Source organism: Dechloromonas denitrificans (assembly GCF_020510685.1).
Classification (GTDB): Bacteria; Pseudomonadota; Gammaproteobacteria; order Burkholderiales; family Rhodocyclaceae; genus Azonexus; species Azonexus denitrificans_A.
In genome coordinates, this window is sequence record NZ_CP075185.1 from 2,112,703 (window position 1) to 2,130,253 (window position 17,551).

The 17,551-nt window shown below is 61.6% G+C and carries 15 protein-coding genes; 3 read left to right on the forward strand and 12 right to left on the reverse strand.

All coding sequences use genetic code 11. The features are described 5' to 3' along the window. The first annotated feature begins 27 nt into the window (after nt 1-27). Nucleotides 28-186 (forward strand): hypothetical protein, encoded by a 159-nt coding sequence (locus tag KI611_RS10120; RefSeq protein WP_226419691.1) that lies wholly within the window; start codon nt 28-30, stop codon nt 184-186. Beyond that, entirely contained in the window at nt 183-1,094 is a 912-nt protein-coding gene (locus KI611_RS10125) for a ketopantoate reductase family protein (protein WP_226419692.1), read from the forward strand. Before KI611_RS10120 ends, KI611_RS10125 begins: the two co-directional genes overlap by 4 nt. 15 nt (nt 1,095-1,109) lie before the next feature. On the opposite strand, the gene KI611_RS10130 is transcribed toward KI611_RS10125, so the two are convergent. The 6 genes from KI611_RS10130 to KI611_RS10155 form a co-directional block, all read right to left on the reverse strand. After that, on the reverse strand, nt 1,110-2,732 hold the full coding sequence (locus tag KI611_RS10130; RefSeq protein WP_226419693.1) for a methyl-accepting chemotaxis protein: 1,623 nt from the start codon (nt 2,730-2,732) through the stop codon (nt 1,110-1,112). After that, the gene (locus KI611_RS10135; RefSeq protein ID WP_226419694.1) at nt 2,729-4,204 is read right to left on the reverse strand and encodes a bacteriohemerythrin; all 1,476 of its coding nucleotides are present in this window, start codon (nt 4,202-4,204) and stop codon (nt 2,729-2,731) included. The genes KI611_RS10130 and KI611_RS10135 overlap by 4 nt, the downstream gene beginning before the upstream one ends. Before the next feature lie 6 nt (nt 4,205-4,210). Beyond that, nucleotides 4,211-4,669, reverse strand: a complete 459-nt coding sequence (locus KI611_RS10140) for a bacteriohemerythrin (protein ID WP_226419695.1) — start codon at nt 4,667-4,669, stop codon at nt 4,211-4,213. 230 nt (nt 4,670-4,899) lie between these two features. Continuing rightward, nucleotides 4,900-5,547: a response regulator gene (locus tag KI611_RS10145; RefSeq protein ID WP_226419696.1), complete on the reverse strand. Its 648-nt coding sequence runs from the start codon at nt 5,545-5,547 to the stop codon at nt 4,900-4,902. After that, nucleotides 5,544-7,544 (reverse strand): PAS domain S-box protein, encoded by a 2,001-nt coding sequence (locus KI611_RS10150; protein WP_226419697.1) that lies wholly within the window; start codon nt 7,542-7,544, stop codon nt 5,544-5,546. Before KI611_RS10150 ends, KI611_RS10145 begins: the two co-directional genes overlap by 4 nt. Then, nucleotides 7,537-7,917, reverse strand: a complete 381-nt coding sequence (locus KI611_RS10155) for a hypothetical protein (RefSeq protein WP_226419698.1) — start codon at nt 7,915-7,917, stop codon at nt 7,537-7,539. The genes KI611_RS10150 and KI611_RS10155 overlap by 8 nt, the downstream gene beginning before the upstream one ends. Before the next feature lie 31 nt (nt 7,918-7,948). Here KI611_RS10155 and KI611_RS10160 point away from each other — a divergent pair, with 31 nt between their 5' ends. Next, nucleotides 7,949-8,176: a general stress protein CsbD gene (locus KI611_RS10160; protein ID WP_226419699.1), complete on the forward strand. Its 228-nt coding sequence runs from the start codon at nt 7,949-7,951 to the stop codon at nt 8,174-8,176. A gap of 59 nt (nt 8,177-8,235) precedes the next feature. Here the strand turns inward: KI611_RS10160 and KI611_RS10165 are convergent, their stop codons facing one another. From KI611_RS10165 to sbcD, 6 genes are all read right to left on the reverse strand, one after another. Beyond that, complete coding sequence (locus KI611_RS10165) at nt 8,236-9,585, reverse strand: helix-turn-helix domain-containing protein (protein WP_226419700.1); 1,350 nt, start codon at nt 9,583-9,585, stop codon at nt 8,236-8,238. Between the two features lie 111 nt (nt 9,586-9,696). Beyond that, a complete protein-coding gene (locus KI611_RS10170; protein ID WP_226419701.1) occupies nt 9,697-10,716 on the reverse strand; it encodes an Acg family FMN-binding oxidoreductase in 1,020 nt (339 codons plus the stop codon). Nucleotides 10,717-10,917: 201 nt separating this feature from the next. Continuing rightward, the gene (locus tag KI611_RS10175) at nt 10,918-11,898 is read right to left on the reverse strand and encodes a hypothetical protein (protein ID WP_226419702.1); all 981 of its coding nucleotides are present in this window, start codon (nt 11,896-11,898) and stop codon (nt 10,918-10,920) included. After that, nucleotides 11,895-12,758 (reverse strand): phosphodiester glycosidase family protein, encoded by an 864-nt coding sequence (locus KI611_RS10180; RefSeq protein ID WP_226419703.1) that lies wholly within the window; start codon nt 12,756-12,758, stop codon nt 11,895-11,897. The genes KI611_RS10175 and KI611_RS10180 overlap by 4 nt, the downstream gene beginning before the upstream one ends. Before the next feature lie 59 nt (nt 12,759-12,817). Next, a complete protein-coding gene (locus tag KI611_RS10185; RefSeq protein ID WP_226419704.1) occupies nt 12,818-16,285 on the reverse strand; it encodes an AAA family ATPase in 3,468 nt (1,155 codons plus the stop codon). Further along, nucleotides 16,282-17,514 (reverse strand): exonuclease subunit SbcD, encoded by a 1,233-nt coding sequence (gene sbcD / locus KI611_RS10190; RefSeq protein WP_226419705.1) that lies wholly within the window; start codon nt 17,512-17,514, stop codon nt 16,282-16,284. The genes KI611_RS10185 and sbcD overlap by 4 nt, the downstream gene beginning before the upstream one ends. Nucleotides 17,515-17,551 lie beyond the last annotated feature (37 nt).

Sequence of the window (17,551 nt, forward strand, 5' to 3'; positions counted from 1 at the left end):
CGCAGTCATTCAACGAAAGGATGCTCGATGCCCCGCACTGTTCCGACGCCGCGTCGCCCGGCTCACGCCCTGACCGGTGGCGGCCGTTTCGGGCGCGCCGACATCGATTTCGCCAATGCCCACGATTACCCGGGCGCGGCTAATATGCCGACGCCGTCTGACTTTCCCAGGAGCTTCTGCAAATGAAAATTCTTATTCTCGGCGCCGGCGGCATTGGCGGCTATTTTGGTGCCCAGTTGCTGCGCAGCGGGGCCGACGTGACTTTCCTGCTGCGCGACAAGCGCCAGGCGCTGATCGCATCAGAAGGCCTGCGCATCGAGACGCCGCACGGCAATTTCACGGTGCAGCCGCCGACGGTGACGGCAGCCAGTGTGACGCCGATCTACGATCTGATCATCCTGGCACCCAAATCCTACGACCTCGACGATGCGCTGGCCTCGCTCGAAAACGCCCGCGGTAAGGCCGTCGTGCTGCCTTTCCTGAACGGCATCGAACACCTGGCGGCGCTCGACCGCAAGTTCGGCCGGGCAGCGGTGATGGGCGGGGTTGCCCACATCGCGGCAACGATTACCGACAGCGGCGCCGTCCGGCAACTGAACGATATCCACAGCCTGACCGTCGGCCCGCGCGACCCGGCGCACGTCGAACTGGCGAAGGAGTTCATCGCGTTGTGCGGGAAAGCGCCGTTCGACAGCGTGTACGCCGAAAATATCGAGCAGGCGCTGTGGGATAAATGGGTTTTCCTCGCCGCGCTGGCCGGCATGACCACGCTGTGTCGCGGCTCGGTCGGCGAAATCCTGGCGACGCCCTACGGCGAAGGCCTGATTCGCCAGATGTACGACGAATGCTGCGCCGTCGCCCGCCTGAGCGGCTACCCGACCGGCGAGGCGGCGACGGCCAGGGCGCTCGGCATGCTGATCGCGCCAGGCTCGCCGTTCACCGCCTCGATGCTGCGCGATCTGCTGGCCGGGCAACGCACCGAATACCAGCACATTCTCGGCGCCATGGCCGAGCGTGGCATCGCCCTCGGTTTGCCGATGGACCTGATGCGTCTGGCGCATACCCATCTGGCGGTGCAGGCCGGGCGGGGCTGAGCCGCCGGTTGCCGTTCAGCCGATGATCCGGAAATGGGCGATCAACTGCTGCAGACGCAGCGAAGTTTCCTTCATCTGCAGGGTCTTCTCGTTGACCGCCTGGATCGCCGTCGAAGCTTGCTCAATGCCGGCGACGATGTCTTCGACCTGGAGGGCGATCTGGTTGCCGGCTGCCGATTGTTGCCGGGTGCCTTCGGCGATATGACGCGAGATCGAGGCGACTTCCTCGCCTTGCCGGGATACCGCATCCAGCCCGGCCCGGGCGGCGCTGGCCGCTGAGTCGGCGCTATCCACCTTGCTGCCGGCGGTGGCCATCGTCGCCACGGCAATTTGCGTGACGCGCTGGATGTCCTGCACGCTGTTGGTGATTTCGGCCGTCTGCTTGCTGGCGTTTTCCGCCAGCTTGCGGACCTCGTCGGCGACGACCGCGAAGCCGCGCCCGGATTCGCCGGCCCGCGCCGCTTCGATCGCGGCGTTCAGGGCGAGCAGGTTGGTCTGTTCGGCAATGCCGCGAATCAGCTGACTGACCCGGTCGATGGCGGAGATCGAGCGGAACAGCTCGGACATCGTTTGTTCCGCACTACTAACCGTGGCGACGACGCTTTGCGAGGCCTGCTGGCTTTCGTCCATGCGGATCACCGCATCGGCGAGCAGGAGGTCGGAGGCGTTGACCGTGGTCGCCGCCTGCCCAGCACTGAGGGCGATTTCATCGACCGAGGCGACCAGTTCCTCGACTGTCGCGGCAATGTGATTGACGGCCTGCGACTGGGCTTCCGCCGCCTGGCGCGACTGATCCATTTCGGCCTGCAGGATGTCGGCATCGACGCCGACCTCGTCGGCGGCTTCGGCGATTTGCGCCATCATCACCTTCATGTGGGTCTGCATGGTGACCAGTGAATCGTTGAGGCGGCCGAGTTCGTCGACGCGATACATCGGAATGCCGTCGGTCAGGTCGCCCTGGGCGATATGTTCCTGGTGCGCAATGACCTGGGCGATGCTGCGCATCATGCCGCGCTGGACGAGATGCAGGCCGAGCCCGGCGAGAACGCCGGAAGCCAGCAGAAACAGCATGGCGCCTTCTATGGTCGCCGGGGCAAGCCCGAGCGCCGGACCAGCCATGTGGGTGGCCGCGCCGAGCAACTGGACGGCGATCAGCCAGAGCACGAAACCGGACATCTTGGCCCGCAGCGAAAGACGCTGCCAGAGGCCCGGCCGCGGGATCTTCGCGGTGCCGCTTTTCAGCTTGCCGTAGAGGGCTTCCGCCGCGCTGACCTGCTGGCGCGTCGGCTCGGTACGCACCGACATGTAGCCGATCGTCCGGTTGTCCTTGAGGACCGGCACGACCAGCGCATCGACCCAGTAGTAATCGCCGTTCTTGCAGCGGTTCTTGACGATGCCGCGCCACGGCCGACCGTCCTTGATGGTTTCCCAGAGCCAGGCAAAGGCTGCCGGCAACATGTCCGGGTGGCGCACGACATTGTGGTTGTTACCGATCAGTTCCGTCCGGCTGAAGCCGCTGATATCGACAAAGGTGTCGTTGACGTAGGTGATGATGCCCTTGAGGTCGGTCCGCGAGACGATGTAGCGTCCCTTGGGGAAAGCGACTTCGTTTGACGTGACGGGGAGATTGGTTTTCATCGGGCTTCCGGGGACGACGTTTCCAGCCCGTCGATATAGGGGCGATAGCTCTGGTCTTCGCCGAGGATGTGATCGCGCAGCCAGTCGCGCAGAAAGCCGAGAATGCGCTGTCCGAGCTGGCCGCGGCGATGGTAGGTGAACTCTTCGCGCAATTCCTTGACCCACTTCTCGAAGCCTCGGTGGATCAGGCGGTGCCGGTCGAGGTCGGGAAAACCTGCCGCTTCGAGCAATTGCTCTTCGTATTCGAAATGAAACACGGTGTAGTTCACCAGTTCGTCGATGATCATCGCGACGATGGTCCGGTCGTTCTGGGTTTCGGCGCTGGCCAGCTGATTGATGGTGTCGATCAGGATGCGGTGCTGCTCGTCGATGTGCTCGTTGCCGACGCTCATCGAGTCCGACCATTTGACCAGCATCACCTTGCTGCGCTCCTCGATGACTTCGAGGAAGACCCCGGCCACCACCGGGTCGAACTGCGTCCCGATCAGTTGGCGGATCTGGGCGACGGCGCGCTCGGTGCTCCACGGCGTCTTGTACGGGCGGCGCGAGGTCAGCGCGTCGAAGACGTCGGCCAGCGCGCAGATCCGCCCGGAAACGGGAATTTCGTCGCCGGCCAGGCCGCTCGGGTAACCGCTGCCGTCATGCCATTCGTGGTGGGTAAGGGCAATTTCGGCGCCGATGTTCATGTAGCGGCTGTGCTGCATCAGCAGGCCGGCCTGGTTGAGCATTTGTGCCCCGGCGACGGCATGGTGTTTCATGCATTTGCGCTCGTCGTCGGTCAGCGGCCCGGCCTTGAACAGTATCCGGTCGGGAATGACGATCTTGCCGACATCGTGCAGGATGCTCGCCGTCGATACGTGATCGATGAAAGCCTCGTCGATGACCGAGACAAACAGGCCGCGCCGATGCAGGCGGCGGGCCGTCTGGCCGACCAGCCGGGCGACGCGCAGGACATGGGCGCCGGTATCGGTATCGCGGTGTTCGGAAAAGTTGGCGATGGCCACCACGTTGGCCTTGGCATTGCGCCGGACTTCTTCCAGGGCGCGGGTTTCGCGGGTGACGTCGAGATAGCTGTAAACGTAGCCGCCGGAAGCGAGCGGGGTGGCGACAATGCTCAGGACGGTACCGTTCGGCCGGACGCGTTCGCTGCGCCAGTGGGCGCGGAGGGCCATGCTGTCGATATGCCTGGCGATGAAGTCTTCATGGTCGCCGCTATCGAAAAACTCGCCGTGTTCGAGAAAGTGGCGCAGGACATCCTGGAAGGGCTGGCCGAGGAAGCGGTCGGCATCGGGTAGTCCGAGCAGTTTCTGGTAAGCCCGGTTGTAGCCGCGGACACAATAATTTTCGTCGAGCCAGATATGGCCCTGCTCGATGGCCTGCATCGCTTCCGCCATGGCGGCTTCGTTCGACAGCCGTGGGCCGGTCGGGGCGGGCAGCGGTGGGGTGGCGGGATCCGCGAATTCGTTCCACATCGCGTGCTAGCCCAGTATTTTTTTAAAAAATTTGCCGAGCAGTGTCGCCGGCGCGGCGCGCTTGGCGTATTCCGTCGTGTAATCCTTGTCGGCCACCAGGATGTGGTTGATCAGCCAGTCCTTGAGGTAATGGACGATGTCGAGGTTGAGTCGCTCGCCGGCGGCGACCCGGGCTTTTTCCAGACGGATGCGCGCCACGAAGTGGTCGTGGGCCTGCTTGTGCGCGGCGAATTTCGGGTAGCCGATTTCGCGCATGAAGATCTCTTCGGCCGTGAAATGGGTGACGGTATAGCGCTCCAGCGCATAGACGATCCGGAGCGTCTCGAGCTTGTTGTGCTGCTGGTCGATGGTGGCGGTCCAGATGTGATTGATCAGCTCGATCAACTGCTGATGCTGCTGGTCGATCTCCGGCGTGTTCAGACTGAATTCGTCGGACCAGGCGACCAATTGTTGTGATGCGGCCATGAATTCTTCCCATTTCGTTACGGTAGGCGTAGCCATTTCTGGCATGGGAAGATCGCCGGCATTCCAGCGCTGCGCCTTGCTCCCACGGCCCGATTGTAGGGAGAGCGGGAGGGATGGAAAATTCAGGGATACAACTACCGGCTAAGGGTAAACGGGTAGCCGATTACCGCATTTATGACGACCGGATCAACAATGGATCGTCTCGCCGGTTTGCCCGGTCGAGGTTCGGCCTAGAGGCTGGAGACCAGCCCGGTCCGGATCGCGTAGCGGGTCAGTCCGATGGCGCTGTCGACATCGAGCTTGCGCATGATGTTGCGGCGATGCACCTCGACCGTCGACAGGGCGATTTCCAGGCGTTCGCCGATCTGGCCGGAGGTCAGGCCGAGGGCGACCAGTTTGAGTACCTGGATTTCCCTGGCTCCCAGTTTCGTGCCGGGAAGTTCCTTTTTCTCGCCGCGTCCGCTCATCGCATCCTTCACCGCATCGGTGGCGTCCGGGCACAAATACGAGCGGCCCCGGCTGACGGCGTCGATGGCGCGCAGCAGTTCCGCGCCGGCCGCCGCCTTGGTCACGTAGGCCGAGGCTCCGGCGCTCAGCATGTCGGCGATGTAGCCGCGGTCGGAAAAGACCGATAGCGCGATGATCTTGATCGTCGGGTGGGCGGCGGCGAGCTGTCGGGTGATCTCGATGCCGTTCAAGCCGGGCATGTCGATATCCAGACAGATGATATTCGGCGCGCTGTCGCGGGCCAGGGCGAGCACTTCGAGGCCGTCGCCGGTTTCCGCAACGATTTCGAAATCCGGATTGCGTTCGAGCAGAATGCGCAGCGCTTCGCGAAACATCTGGTGATCGTCGGCCAGCAGGATGCGCAGCTTCATGAGTGTCCTTTAAGGGAGGAAATTTCGACTTCGATGCGTGTGCCGCTGCCGGGAACCGAGACGATGGTGCACCGCCCGCCGGAGAATTCCGCCATCTCGCGCATGGTCAGGATGCCGAGGCCGCCGGTCGGGGTGGTCTTGCCGAGCGAGTCGGGATCGAAGCCGATGCCGTCGTCGGCAATGCTCAGGGTGAGCGGCGCGCTTTCCAGGCACAGGCTGACGACGATCGACTTCGCCCGGGAGTGCTTGGCGCAATTGGTCAGCGATTCCTGGACGATGCGAAAGAGCAGGGATTCCTTCTCCGGATCGAGGCGCACCTCGGGATGGGCGCAGATCAGCTGGACGGCAATGCCGGTGCGCCGCTGGAATTGCTTCAGATAACTGTCGACGGCCGGCGCCAGCCCGGCGTAGTCAAGGACCGGCGGCCGCAGGTTCGACGAAATTTCGCGAATGCTGGCCGTCGTATCCTCGATCAGGGCGCGCACATCGTCGAGTCTCGACGACAGTGTCCAGGTGCTGCCTTCTTCCATGCAGGCGGTCATGATGTCGAGATGCACCCCGATCGCCGCCAGGTTCGGGCTGGTCCGGTCATGCAGTTCGCCGGCCAGGCGCCGGCAGGCGCTTTCCTGGATGACCACCAGATGATGCGACAGCTCGGCCATGCGTTGTTCGGCCTGCTTGCGCGCCGTAACGTCCTGCTTGACGGCGATGAAGTGGCGAATCCTGCCTTCTTCGTCGCGGACCGGTGTAATGGTCTGGTCTTCGGTATACAGCGTGCCGTCCTTGCGGCGATTGATCAATTCGCCGCGCCAGACATGGCCGGTGATGATGGTTTGCCACAGCTCGCGGTAGCCGGCGGCCAGTTGCTCGCCCGATTTGAGCAGGTCGCGCGGGTTCTTGCCCAGCGTCTCCGCCATGCTGTAGCCGCTCAGTTCGCAGAAGGCCGGATTGGCCCATTCGATGTTGCCCTGCATGTCGGTGATGATGATCGAGTTGGCGGCCGCTTCGAGCGCGGCACTGCGCAGGCGCAGCTTTTCCACGTCGCTGTCGTGCTGACGGGCGGTGCGGAGCAGACGGATGAAATAGAGGCTGGCCAGCGCCAGGGCCATCATCAGCATCGTCCCGGCGGCGAGCAGCGTGTGCCAGGCTTCGCGTCGCCAGGAAGCCAGGCCGTCTTCTTTGTCGAGATGGACCACGATGGCAAACGGGTATTCCCGCGCCGGGCGGTAGGCGGTCAGCACGTTGCGCCCATCTTCCAAGGTCTGCTCGAAACGGGCCGCTTGATCGGCCGCGATGTGCTGCGCCAGAAGCGCGTTGTCGATACGCGTGCCGGGATGCCGCCGGGGATCGGTAGATAGCAGCAGAATCCCGTCGTAGCGGATCAGCTCGACGACATCGCTTTTGCTGTTGAGGTTGCGTTCGTAGTAATTGAGAAAGTAATCGGCATTTACCGCGGCCAGCAGGCTGGCCGGCCGGGCATCGTCAACGTCGATATCGCGCAACACGGGAATCAGGCTCGGCGCCTCGGGCGGCGCCGGCTGGTCCGGTGAGGTCGGCTTCCCGTCATGAAAGTCGCGGGCCGCCCAGGGCGATGCGGCGCGCAGGATCGGCCGGGTTTCGGGCGTCGCCGGCAGGAAATCGCGCCGCGCGACGCGCTGGCCGATATTGCGCTGATCGGAGCTGGCAATGATCTGGTCGCTGGCGTCGAGCAGGGACAGCGAACGCAGGTAGGGGGCATGTCCGAGGGCCTGGTGCAAGGCGCTGTCGTTCGGCTCGTTGGCGACGTTGGCCAGGGTCAGGTTGATGACATTGAAGCTCTGGGTCAAATGCTCTTCGAAGCTGCGCGCATACATATTGGCCATGTCGAAATTGCGTTCGGTCGCTTCGGCGCGCAAGCGCCACAGGGTGTAGGCGGTCCCCGTGACGACGAAGGCGGCAAACAGCGTCGTCAACAACAGGAAGTTCAGGCACCGGCTGCGTTTTTTCTGATCAGGCATGAATCGTTGGAGGGCAGGTGGCTGGTGTGGGCCGCAGTTGCGACAGGCAGGACAGCAGGGCGAGCAGTTTCATGGCAATCGGAATCTTTGTGTGCGGCGCAACGTGGCCGGCGCGAGCCAGCCGCGATGCTACCCGTTTTTGCCCCGCCGGCGTGTGCTGCGTTGCGTCGCCAATCAACTGCTGGATGCTTGGGGCGTCGCCATTGCCCGGCGATTTAACCCTAAGCGCGAAATCGCGCAGACGGCCCGCCGGCTCGCCGGCTAGTCTGGGCTTGCTCCGGATTACCCAACAGTCGGTCCGGATGCCGCTCTGGCCGGGCGTCGCCTGCCGCATTTCGGTGCCGGCGATACGGGCAGGGCGGGTACCGGGCAATTTTGCCAGGGCCAAACTCAAGGAGCTGGATATGAGCTGGGATATTGATGCGGAAAGCTGGAAGCTGGTCGGGGTCAAGATCAAGTCGCGCTGGGGCAAGATCAACCAGGCCGGGCTGGCGATCATTGACGGCAAGCGCGAACTGCTGCTCGGCCGGATCCAGGAACTCTATGCCGTGAGTGCCGAGGAAGCCGAAAACCAGGTCGCCAGTTTCGAAAAACATACCAAGGAACTGCGCCCCAAAGCCGTGATCGCCTGATTCGTCTGGTCGGCCGGGAACTGGCGTTCGCCGTTTCCGGCCGGTCTCGAACCCCGGGTTCAGTCTTCTTTGCCCGATGGCTTGGTGGTCATGCCTTTGGCGATGGGCAGGTTTTCGATGAAACGGCGAAAGCGCATTTCCGAATGCTCCAGCGCCTCTAGCGCATTGCGCTGCTCGGTAATATCCATCAGCACCATCCGGCATTCCGTACCATCTTCGTCCGGCACGGCTTCGATTCTCACCGTCGCCGCCGGATGCACCGGCGTCGCCGCCAGCACGATCTCGCAAAGGTTGCGCTGCTTTTCGCGCAGCACCTGGGCGACGAACTGCTTGAACGGTTCCTGACTTTCCGCCGCCAGGTAGCTGGCAAAGCCTTGTCGGCTCTTCTGCGAGCGCTTCAAGCCGAGCAGGATGGCACCGGCCAGGTTGAGATCGAGAATGTTGCCGGCGGCATCCAGCGTGAAATAGCCGATCGGCGCGAAGTCGTAAATATCGGCATAACGCTCGCTGAGCGCCGCGGCCGCGGCGAAGGCCTGGTGTAGCGCCTCGTTGCTGATTTCCAGTTCGATTTTGCGGACTTCCAGCTCATGGTGGGCCTCGGCGCTGTCGGAAGGATCTTCCGCTGCCACCGGCAAATCCCGCCAGCGGGCCAGGGCGCTCTGCCGCAAGCTCGCCGGGTGGGCGCGAAAACGACTGGGCGGGCTGGTGTCGGCCATCGCCTGGAAATAGCGCGCATATTCGGCGCGGATTGCGCCATAGCACTCGCAAGCCGCCGCTTCCAGACCGGCCCGGTCGATGATGCTGATCTTGCCGCGCTGATAGGCGATCAAGCCGGCCGCCTGCAGTCGGCCGGCGCCGATCGTGACAATTTCGCGCCGGACGCCGAGCAGGCCGGCAATGCGGTCCTGGGTCATGCTGATTGCCGCTGCCGGTTGCCGATCGAGACAAAGCAGCAGCCAGCGGCTGAGCCGCTGTTCTATCGTGTGGTGATTGGCGCAGACGACGTTTTGCCCCATCTGCACCAGCAGCGCCTTGGTATAGCGCAAGGCGAGCCGCTGTAAGCCGCCGCCCTGGGCCAGTTCCCAGCGCATGATCCCGGCCTCCAGCCGATAGGCCTCGCCGGCGCTCTGCACGACCAGCTTGTGACTGGAGACGAGATCGCCCAGAACCGCCGAAATACCGATCAGACCTTCGTTGCCGACCATCGCCAGCTCCGTCGAGGCGCCATCATGGGTAGTGGCGAGCAGCGAGACGATGCTGTCGCTCGGAAAGTAAACATGGCTCAACAACTCCCCGGCGTTTTGCAGCACATCGCCGGCCTGCAGCGAAACAGGCTTCAGGTCATCGAGCAGTAACGAGCGTTCGGTGACACTCAATCCAGCCAGGATGAAATTCGATTGCCATGGCATGGCTTTCCTTTAGTGGCCGCAGTTGCCCCGGGATCGGGAAATCTGGCGGCACGACAGCCTAAGGCCAAAATGGCTGGCTGTTGGCGGTTTATTTTCAGGCGTTGCTCAAATTCAAACCAGCACCGCCTGAACCGGCCGGCGCAGTGAAGAAGGCAACTTCGGGCCGCGCCCGAAACGGACGACAAGATCGGGCCGGCGTTCGCCAATACCAAGGAAGTTGGCGAACTGGGGCCGCAGCGACGACACTTCGACCGGCTGGTTGAGCAGCGCATTGCGAATGCCCAAGGCCGCCGACTGCAGCGCAAAACGCTCGTAGCAACGGCCCACCTCCACCCATTGGGCAGGGCCGGGCGTATCCGAGACGAATATCGCGATGCCGGCCGAACTGCGCAGCTGTTTCGCGTACTTGTCGTTCTCGCTCTTCGGGGTATAGAACATGCCGAAGAGCAGGCTGCCCAACCATGTCGGCACCGCCGGATTGCCGGACGATGCCGTGTAAAGCCCGTCGCCCGTTCGCACGGCGTCGGCGGCGCTGAAGCGGATCCATTTCTTCAACTCATCGACGAAGGCGGGATCGTTCATCTGGGCCGTATTGCCTTGAACGACATACTCAAGAACCTTCTCCATCGCCTGCCTTTCGGTCAGCAGGATCACCCCGACGCCATTGCCGCGACCGGCCCGCTCAAGCAGTTCAAGTTCCGGCCGGACCAGCGGCTGCCCGTCATACTCGCCGCGCGTGCTCTGGCGCTCGGGAATCGCCTGAAACAGGGGAGACGCGACGGGGCTGGTCGGCGCCAAAGCCACCCGCAGCACATTGCCCCCGGCGGCGTCAAAATCGGCATGCCCCTTCAACCCATGGGCCAACGCCGCCTGGATCAGGTTCTCGGCGGCGCACCCGAGGGAAACGAAAAGGTGATGATCGTCTGGATCGACCGCGGGACACCGGCGCGCAAGGTCAGGCAATAGCGAAATGGTGTCATCGGCAAGGCGAAACTTCCAGCATTGCGTGTTATGGCTCGACGGCGCCAACGTCGCGTAGCGCACGAGTTCATGCAGAAGCGCGGCCTTGTCGCCAGCCGCCAGCTTGCCGTGCCGCCACGTGCGATCCGCAACATCTTCGTAGCTGCCCACACTGGTTTCCGAAGAGCACGATGGCAAGCCAGCTATTGCGCCGACGGAGGCTAGCGCGGTAACGATGAACTCTCTTCGAGAGGACATGGGCTGGTTTCGTTTTCAGGAGGAGCAACATAGTAAAAAGGTGTCAAAGATATTTCATCCGTAAATTCTCTGAGCCTTTGATTGACATGCCCGGGCAGCTGGAAACTGCTGAATTTAATGTCTTAACTGAGCCATCGCGTAAAAATTGGTGGCCCCATCTCCTTTCCAGCCAGGAAAATTGCGGAGTACGCATTGCATCCCTTGTGGTGCGCTATCACTTTGAATTGATTTATCTGGATGTATGCTGAATGCGCATCCTTTGACTTCAACGAAACCTTGATTAATCGAATAATTTGCGTCTATGCGCCAACGCGATGGGCTATTTGATTTGAAGAAAAAAACTTTAAATGTAGTGCCATCGGCATAGCCTTCTATTTTTTCTTCAATTTTCCCTTTTTGATTGTTTAACCAATAGATTCCCGAAATATCATGGTGCTCATTTTGTTGAATTTTCATGCCGCCAAGGGAGCCCCCAAGTTCAATACGCCATTCGCCAGAAAGGTTGACTCCTTTCTTTCCAAATGGTTCGATGAAGGGTATATGGGCCGGTGTGCGCGCTGGATCAACCAAAATAGAAATGGGTTCGGATTCGTAGATCCCATATTTTGTTTCCAACGATACTGAAATTTCACTTTTTATCTGCGTTGAAATGTCTTGTGAAGGGTATAAGACGAAATATTTATCTAATCGTTTTGGAGAGGTGATTATGTCACTTTCAAATGATTGGTTAGTTTCTGGGGAAATCGCCAATACTTTAGGGTCGTATTTCAAAGTAATATAACTTTTGGCCACATCAGCTTTTGAGTTTGGAGATACAACCACGTTAATGCGTACTGATTGCCCCGTTGTTAGAATGCATGGTTCACATAACAATCGAACGTTTGGACTCTCATTCCAGATCATATGGAGAGCTTCTTGCTTTAGCGGTTCAATGAATGGCAAAAAGTAGGTAGCTACACCCGCTGCCGAAATTCCAAGGAAGCCAATTAGCCACTTCAAGGTATTGGATGTTTCGTCCCATAGTTTTTTCACTTGGCTAGGAGTGCTATTTCTAGGAGCTTTTTTTGCTTGAGGGCGTTTTGGGCGATTTATCATTTTTCTATGGATATGATATTTGGAACGTAGTTCTTTCCAGGGTCACCAAAATTTTGCTTTAGCGACGGAATATAGATTTGAGCCCCTGGGCCACCATCCATTGCGATTGCTAAGTTGATTGATGATCCATCGGAAGATTTTATTGTCAATAAAAAACGAGCGAATTCATGGAGAGATACAGCACGTCCGAATCCATCAAATGCGCCCGCAACCACGAGCTTCCCTGTCGATGAGAGAGCTATCGCTGTTCGATTAAAGCGTTCTCCTGTATCAGAGCGAATCCCATTTTTCCCAGCTTCTACCAGTAATGGCTTACTTTGGATTACGCTATTGTCGTTAGTTTGTAAACTGTATGAGCGGGCAGTTTTAATGTGTGTTTTTCCGTCTTTTGTTCGGATAAGGAAGCCCCCACTAGTCCATCCAATACGTGGGTTTTGGGCTTGACCGTCTTGCACAACGAGGCCAAGGGCTATTTGTTTTCCTGTGTGGTCGTAGCCATAAAACCCTCCATTTGCAACTACTGCCGCTCCGGCGGGTGCCATATCTCTATAAATTTCATAGCTTCCGCCGAATTTATTAATTTGGCGTACGTTTGTTCCACATGTCCCGCAGTTTGTTTCAACAAACACGTAAACAAGGCCACTCCTAGAACTACTTTGCTTTGCAGTAAACGTCCGCAATATTACTTGGTGGTCCGGCGTCTCGATATTTTTTTCGACGAAATAACTTTTGAGTATTTTGTCATAGCCTTGCGCTGCAGCCGATGCGCACAGTAATAAGCTGAAAAATAGACTAATTATACGAACCATCGAAGCACAGAAATCTTGCATTTTGGATTGTTGTAGATGGAAGTCGAACATGTACTGACGATACCTTACGTTGATCAAATCCGTCCATAAGTCAGGATATGTTCCATCGCCTAAATCCTCAACCGCGAATACCCAACGCCGCCGCCTTTTTCCACCCGGATCTGCGCCGGAATCCTTTCCTTCATGCCTTCGACGTGGCTGATGACGCCGATCATCTTGCCGCTGGCGTTCAGGGTGTCGAGGGCATTGAGGGCGATTTCCAGGGTGTCGGCGTCGAGGGTGCCGAAGCCTTCGTCGAGGAAGAGCGAGTCGATGCTGGTCTTGTGGCTGACCAGGTCGGAGAGGGCGAGGGCGAGGGCCAGGCTGACCAGGAAGCTTTCGCCGCCGGACAGGGTGCGGGTGTCGCGGGCGACTTCGCCCTGCCAGCTGTCGACGATGTCGAGTTCGAGTTCGCCGGTGCTTTTGCGGCGCAGCAGGTAGCGGCCGTGCAGGCGGGCGAGGTGGTTGTTGGCGAGGTGCAGCAGGTGGTCGAGGGTCAGACCTTGGGCGAATTTGCGGAACTTGTCACCGCGCGCCGAGCCGATCAGGCTGTCGAGGCGTTGCCAGAGGTCGCTTTCGGCGGTTTGCGCGGCGATTTCCTTGAACAGCGCCTGCTGGCTTTGCCGCGCCTGTTCGTCACGGGTCAGCAGGGCGCGCTGGGCGCCGAGTTGTTCGCTAAGTTCGCGGCGAGTGGTTTCCAGTTGGACAAGCGCGGCGTCGAGTTCTGCCTGCAGCGGGACGGCAATTTCGATTGAGTCGCGCGACGGCGGCGTGGTTTGCAGGTGGCGCAGCTTTTCGCCTGCTGCCTTGAGCACGGCCTCGGCCTGCTGTTTGGCGAGTTGCCGGGTTTCCTTCAATTGCAGCAGGCGCTGGCGTTCTTCGGCCGGCAGCAGCGCCGCGTCGTAGGCGGCGAGGTCGGCGAAGGGGCTGGCGGTGAGTGCCGCCTGCCAGGCCGTCGAGGCCTCGGCGAGGGCTTTTTTCTGCTGTGCGAGATTGGTTTCGAGTTGTGCCTGCCGGCCTTGTTGCGCGGCGAGTTGCTGGGTCAGCTCGGCGATGGCTTCGGAGCAGTGGGCGAGGGCGGCGGCCGGGTCGTCGGTGATCGCGCCGGTCTCGTCGCCTTCCGGGGTGGTCGGCCGCTTGGCGGCGAGCGTTTGCCAGCGTTCCAGCCATTGCATGGCCTGCGTCTGCGCGACGTCAAAGCGGTCCTGCTGCTTGACCAGAGTTTCGGCCAGTTCGTGGCGACGCTTCTGGGTTTGCTGCCAGTGTTGCCAGTCACCATCACGTTCCTGCAACCAGGTGGCGGGTTCAGTGGGGATTTCGTAACCGGCGGCGGCCAGTGTTGCGGCCAGCTTGCCGTCGAGTTCGGCCTGTTCCTGGGCGATGAGCTGCCCGGTTTTGGCGAGTTCGGCCTGGCGTAGTTGCCCAACTTCCGCCGTCTGTTGCAGCAGCTTCTGCTGGTTGCCGGCGTTGAGTAGCGCTTGGGCGCTGTCGGCGGCGCTCTTGCGGGCGGCGTTCAGCGTCTGTTCGCCCTGGTCGGCGGCTTGCAGGCGTTGGGCGAGGCGGGCCACCGCCTGCTCGGCAGTGGCGCGGGCGGCGGCCAGGGTTTCGGCCTGTTGCCAGGTGTCGACCGTGAGTTGCGGTTCGCTGGTCAGGCTGGCAAGCAGCGCTGCCCATTCCGTTTGCAGGCGGGCGCTGTCCTCCGTTGTCTTGGCCTGCTGATCCAGCAAAGCCTTTTGTGTTGTCAGGGCGGCGGTTTGGTCGTTGCGGGCTTGTTGGCCGGTTTCCACCAGTGCGTCGAGCGCTGCCTGCTTTTCCTTGAGGGCGCTTTCGGTCGTGGAAACGTCGAGGGCAGCGTAGTCGGCAATCGCCGGGTGTTCGTGCGCGCCACACAGCGGGCAGGCCTCGCCCGGCTGCAGTTGCTGGCGATGTTGCTCCAGGCTGCGGATACGCTGTTCCTGTTCGAGCAGCTTTTTCTTGTCGGCGACTTGGGCGGCAAGTTCCTTGTGCTTCTCGCGCAGGGCGACCAGCTTTTTTTCCTGGGCGGCGATCTTTTCCTGAACCAGCTGTAGCTGCGTCGCCTGCGTGGTTTGCAGCGCGGCCAGTTCGCGGCGGCGCTGGGCGAGGGCTTCGAGTTGTTGCCAGCGGTTGAGGCCGGCCTGCTCGCGTTGCCAGTGCTGGCGCAGATCGGCCAACGTCTGGCCGGCCAGGCGCTGGTTCTGTTCAGCCTGGATTTTTTCCAGCGCGCTGTCGGCGGCGGTTTTGGTCTTTTCTGCGCTGTTGACCGCTGTGGCTTGCATGGTGAGCTGACGGGCGGTGGCGGCGAGTTCATCGGCCAGCTTTTGCTGCGCCTGCTGCTGGGCAGCGAGGTCGCGAACCAGTTTGGCCCGCTGTTCGAACTGCTGGCGCCAGACGCCGAGACGTTCGCCGAGCTGGGCGCGGTGCGGCTGGGCGGCGCAGAAGTCGTCAAGTTGTTTGGCTTCGCGCTGGCTTTGTTGCAGGGCTTGCCGCGTTAGCTCGGCGACCTGCGCGCTGAACTGGCGGGCGGCCCGGTGCCGGGCGAGCTGCTCGGCCTGCAGTTTTTCGCGGGCGACGTGCAGCGCCTTGAGTTCGTTGTCGCTCTGCTGGCAGGCGGCGCCGGCCTGTTGCCATTGCAGGTGCAGCGGTTTGAGCGCTTCAGCCGGTTCGCTGTCGGCGAGTTTTTTCAGGTCCGGCGCGGCGGCGCTCAGCGCGGCATCGGTTTGCTGCAGCTTGCTTTCGGCGGTTTTGACTTCCTGCTCGCCCTGCGCCAGGTCGAGGCGCCACTGACGCTGGCTTTGCGTCTGCTGATGGCGGCGCTGAACGTCGGTCAGTTGCGTATCGAGGCGGCCGACTTCGACTTGCATCGCGGCGCGTTGCTCGTCGGCCAGCAGTTCCATGCCTTCGGCGCGGGCTTTCAACTGGTCGAGCTGGTTCTTGGCATCGCGCGCCTGCTCAAAAACCTTGCGGGAAATCTCGCCGTAGATTTCGGTGCCGGTCAGTTCTTCGAGCAGTTCCGCCCGTTCGTTGGCGCTGGCGTTCAGAAAGGCCGCGAAGCCGCCCTGGGCGAGCAGCATCGATTTGGTGAAGCGCGGGAAGTCGAGGCCGGTGATTTCAGCGATGCGCTTCAATTTGTCATTGGTCTGGGTGCTGAGGATGGTGCCGTCGCCGGCGGCCAGTTCGACCTTGGGCGCCTGCAGCGCGCCGTCGATCTTGTCGCGCGAGCGGCGCTGGCTCCAGAAGGCGCGGTAGACGGCGCCTTTCACTTCGAATTCGACCTCGGCCAGGCAGTCGGCGGTGTGCCGCGTCATGATGTCGTTGTCCGAGGCCGAAATGGTCTTCAGGCGCGGCGTCTGGTGGTAGAGGGCGAGGCAGATGGCGTCGAGCAGCGTCGATTTGCCGGCACCGGTCGGGCCAGTGATGGCAAACAGGCAGTTGTCGGTGAACGGCGGCTTGGTGAAGTCGATGGTCCATTCGCCCTTAAGCGAATTGAGGTTCTTCAGGCGCAGGCTGAGGATTTTCATGCGTTTTCCCCGGTCAGGCCGGCAACGACGGCGCGGTAGCGTTCGTTCAAGGCCTGCTGCAGTTCTTCGCCGAGTTCTTCTTGTTGCAGGCGGCGGGCGAAGACGTCGTGCGGACTGAGTTCGTCCAGCGTTTCGCGGGCTGCGGCATCCAGCCGGGCGGCGGCGTTGCCGCGCTGGCGGCGGATGCGCAGCACTTCGACCGACCAGCCTTCGGTCAGCGCCTCAATGCGCGCCGGCAGGTCGGCCAGATAATCGTCCTCAGCGACGGTGACTTCCAGCCAGGCCGGGTATTCGCGGGTGCCTTCGGCGGCCGCTGCGCCTATCGCCCCGGCCAGTGTCTGGAGGTTGCCGCTGATCGCCACCAGCCCCTGGAAGCGCGGCACCGGCAGCACGGTGACCGCCTTGAGGCCGTCGGCGTCGAGATCGACGAGCAGCATTTCCTTCTGCTGCTTGGCTTCGTCGAAACCGAGCGGGATGGGCGAGCCACAGTAGCGGATGTGTTCCAGCCCGCCGACCCTCTGCGGCCGGTGGATGTGGCCGAGTGCGATGTAGTCGGCCGGCGGAAAGGCGGCAGTCGGGAAGGCTTCCAGTGCGCCGACGTAGATTTCGCGCACCGATTCGCTGGTGCTGGCGCCGACCGTGGTCAGGTGGCCGGTGGCGATGATCGGCAACGGGCGGCCGAGTGCCGCTGCGAGTTCAGCCTGGCGTGCAGTGGCTGCCGCGAACACGGCACCGTAATGAGCCTGGATGGCCGTTTGCAGCGATAGCTGCTTGTCCTCGGCGCTTTGCCCTGCCTGGCTTTGCAGCACGTCGCGCGGCCGGACGAAGGGGATGGCGCAGACGATGCAGCCCGGTTCGCCGTTGCGCTGCGCCAGCACGATGACCTGCGTGGCCGGATCGTCATGCGTTGCCGCGATGACCGTGGTGCCGAGGTGGGCGAGCAGTTCGCGGCTTTCGCCCAAAGTGGCCGGCGAATCGTGATTGCCGCCGAGAATCAGCAGCGGCACGCCGGTCTTGTACAGTTGCCCGACCAGCTGGTTGTACAACTCGCGGGCGTAGCTCGGTGGCGTGCCGGTATCGAAAATGTCGCCGGCCACCAAGACTGCATCGACCGCCTGCGCTTCCACCTGTTCGAGCAGCCAGCCAATCAGCGCCTGATGCTCGGCCTGCCGGCTTTTGCCCATGAAGTGCTGGCCGAGGTGCCAGTCGGAGGTGTGGAGGATGCGCATGCCGGGCTGCTGAAAAGGAAAGGGCGAAGTTTAAACG

Bases quoted from the DNA above. Each gene is read 5' to 3' on its own strand.
- KI611_RS10120 (WP_226419691.1), top strand. From the start codon at position 28: ATGCCCCGCACTGTTCCGACGCCGCGTCGCCCGGCTCACGCCCTGACC.
- KI611_RS10125 (WP_226419692.1), top strand. From the start codon at position 183: ATGAAAATTCTTATTCTCGGCGCCGGCGGCATTGGCGGCTATTTTGGT.
- KI611_RS10130 (WP_226419693.1), bottom strand. From the start codon at position 2,732: ATGAAAACCAATCTCCCCGTCACGTCAAACGAAGTCGCTTTCCCCAAG.
- KI611_RS10135 (WP_226419694.1), bottom strand. From the start codon at position 4,204: ATGTGGAACGAATTCGCGGATCCCGCCACCCCACCGCTGCCCGCCCCG.
- KI611_RS10140 (WP_226419695.1), bottom strand. From the start codon at position 4,669: ATGGCCGCATCACAACAATTGGTCGCCTGGTCCGACGAATTCAGTCTG.
- KI611_RS10145 (WP_226419696.1), bottom strand. From the start codon at position 5,547: ATGAAGCTGCGCATCCTGCTGGCCGACGATCACCAGATGTTTCGCGAA.
- KI611_RS10150 (WP_226419697.1), bottom strand. From the start codon at position 7,544: ATGCCTGATCAGAAAAAACGCAGCCGGTGCCTGAACTTCCTGTTGTTG.
- KI611_RS10160 (WP_226419699.1), top strand. From the start codon at position 7,949: ATGAGCTGGGATATTGATGCGGAAAGCTGGAAGCTGGTCGGGGTCAAG.
- KI611_RS10165 (WP_226419700.1), bottom strand. From the start codon at position 9,585: ATGCCATGGCAATCGAATTTCATCCTGGCTGGATTGAGTGTCACCGAA.
- KI611_RS10175 (WP_226419702.1), bottom strand. From the start codon at position 11,898: ATGATAAATCGCCCAAAACGCCCTCAAGCAAAAAAAGCTCCTAGAAAT.
- KI611_RS10180 (WP_226419703.1), bottom strand. From the start codon at position 12,758: ATGTTCGACTTCCATCTACAACAATCCAAAATGCAAGATTTCTGTGCT.
- KI611_RS10185 (WP_226419704.1), bottom strand. From the start codon at position 16,285: ATGAAAATCCTCAGCCTGCGCCTGAAGAACCTCAATTCGCTTAAGGGC.
- sbcD (WP_226419705.1), bottom strand. From the start codon at position 17,514: ATGCGCATCCTCCACACCTCCGACTGGCACCTCGGCCAGCACTTCATG.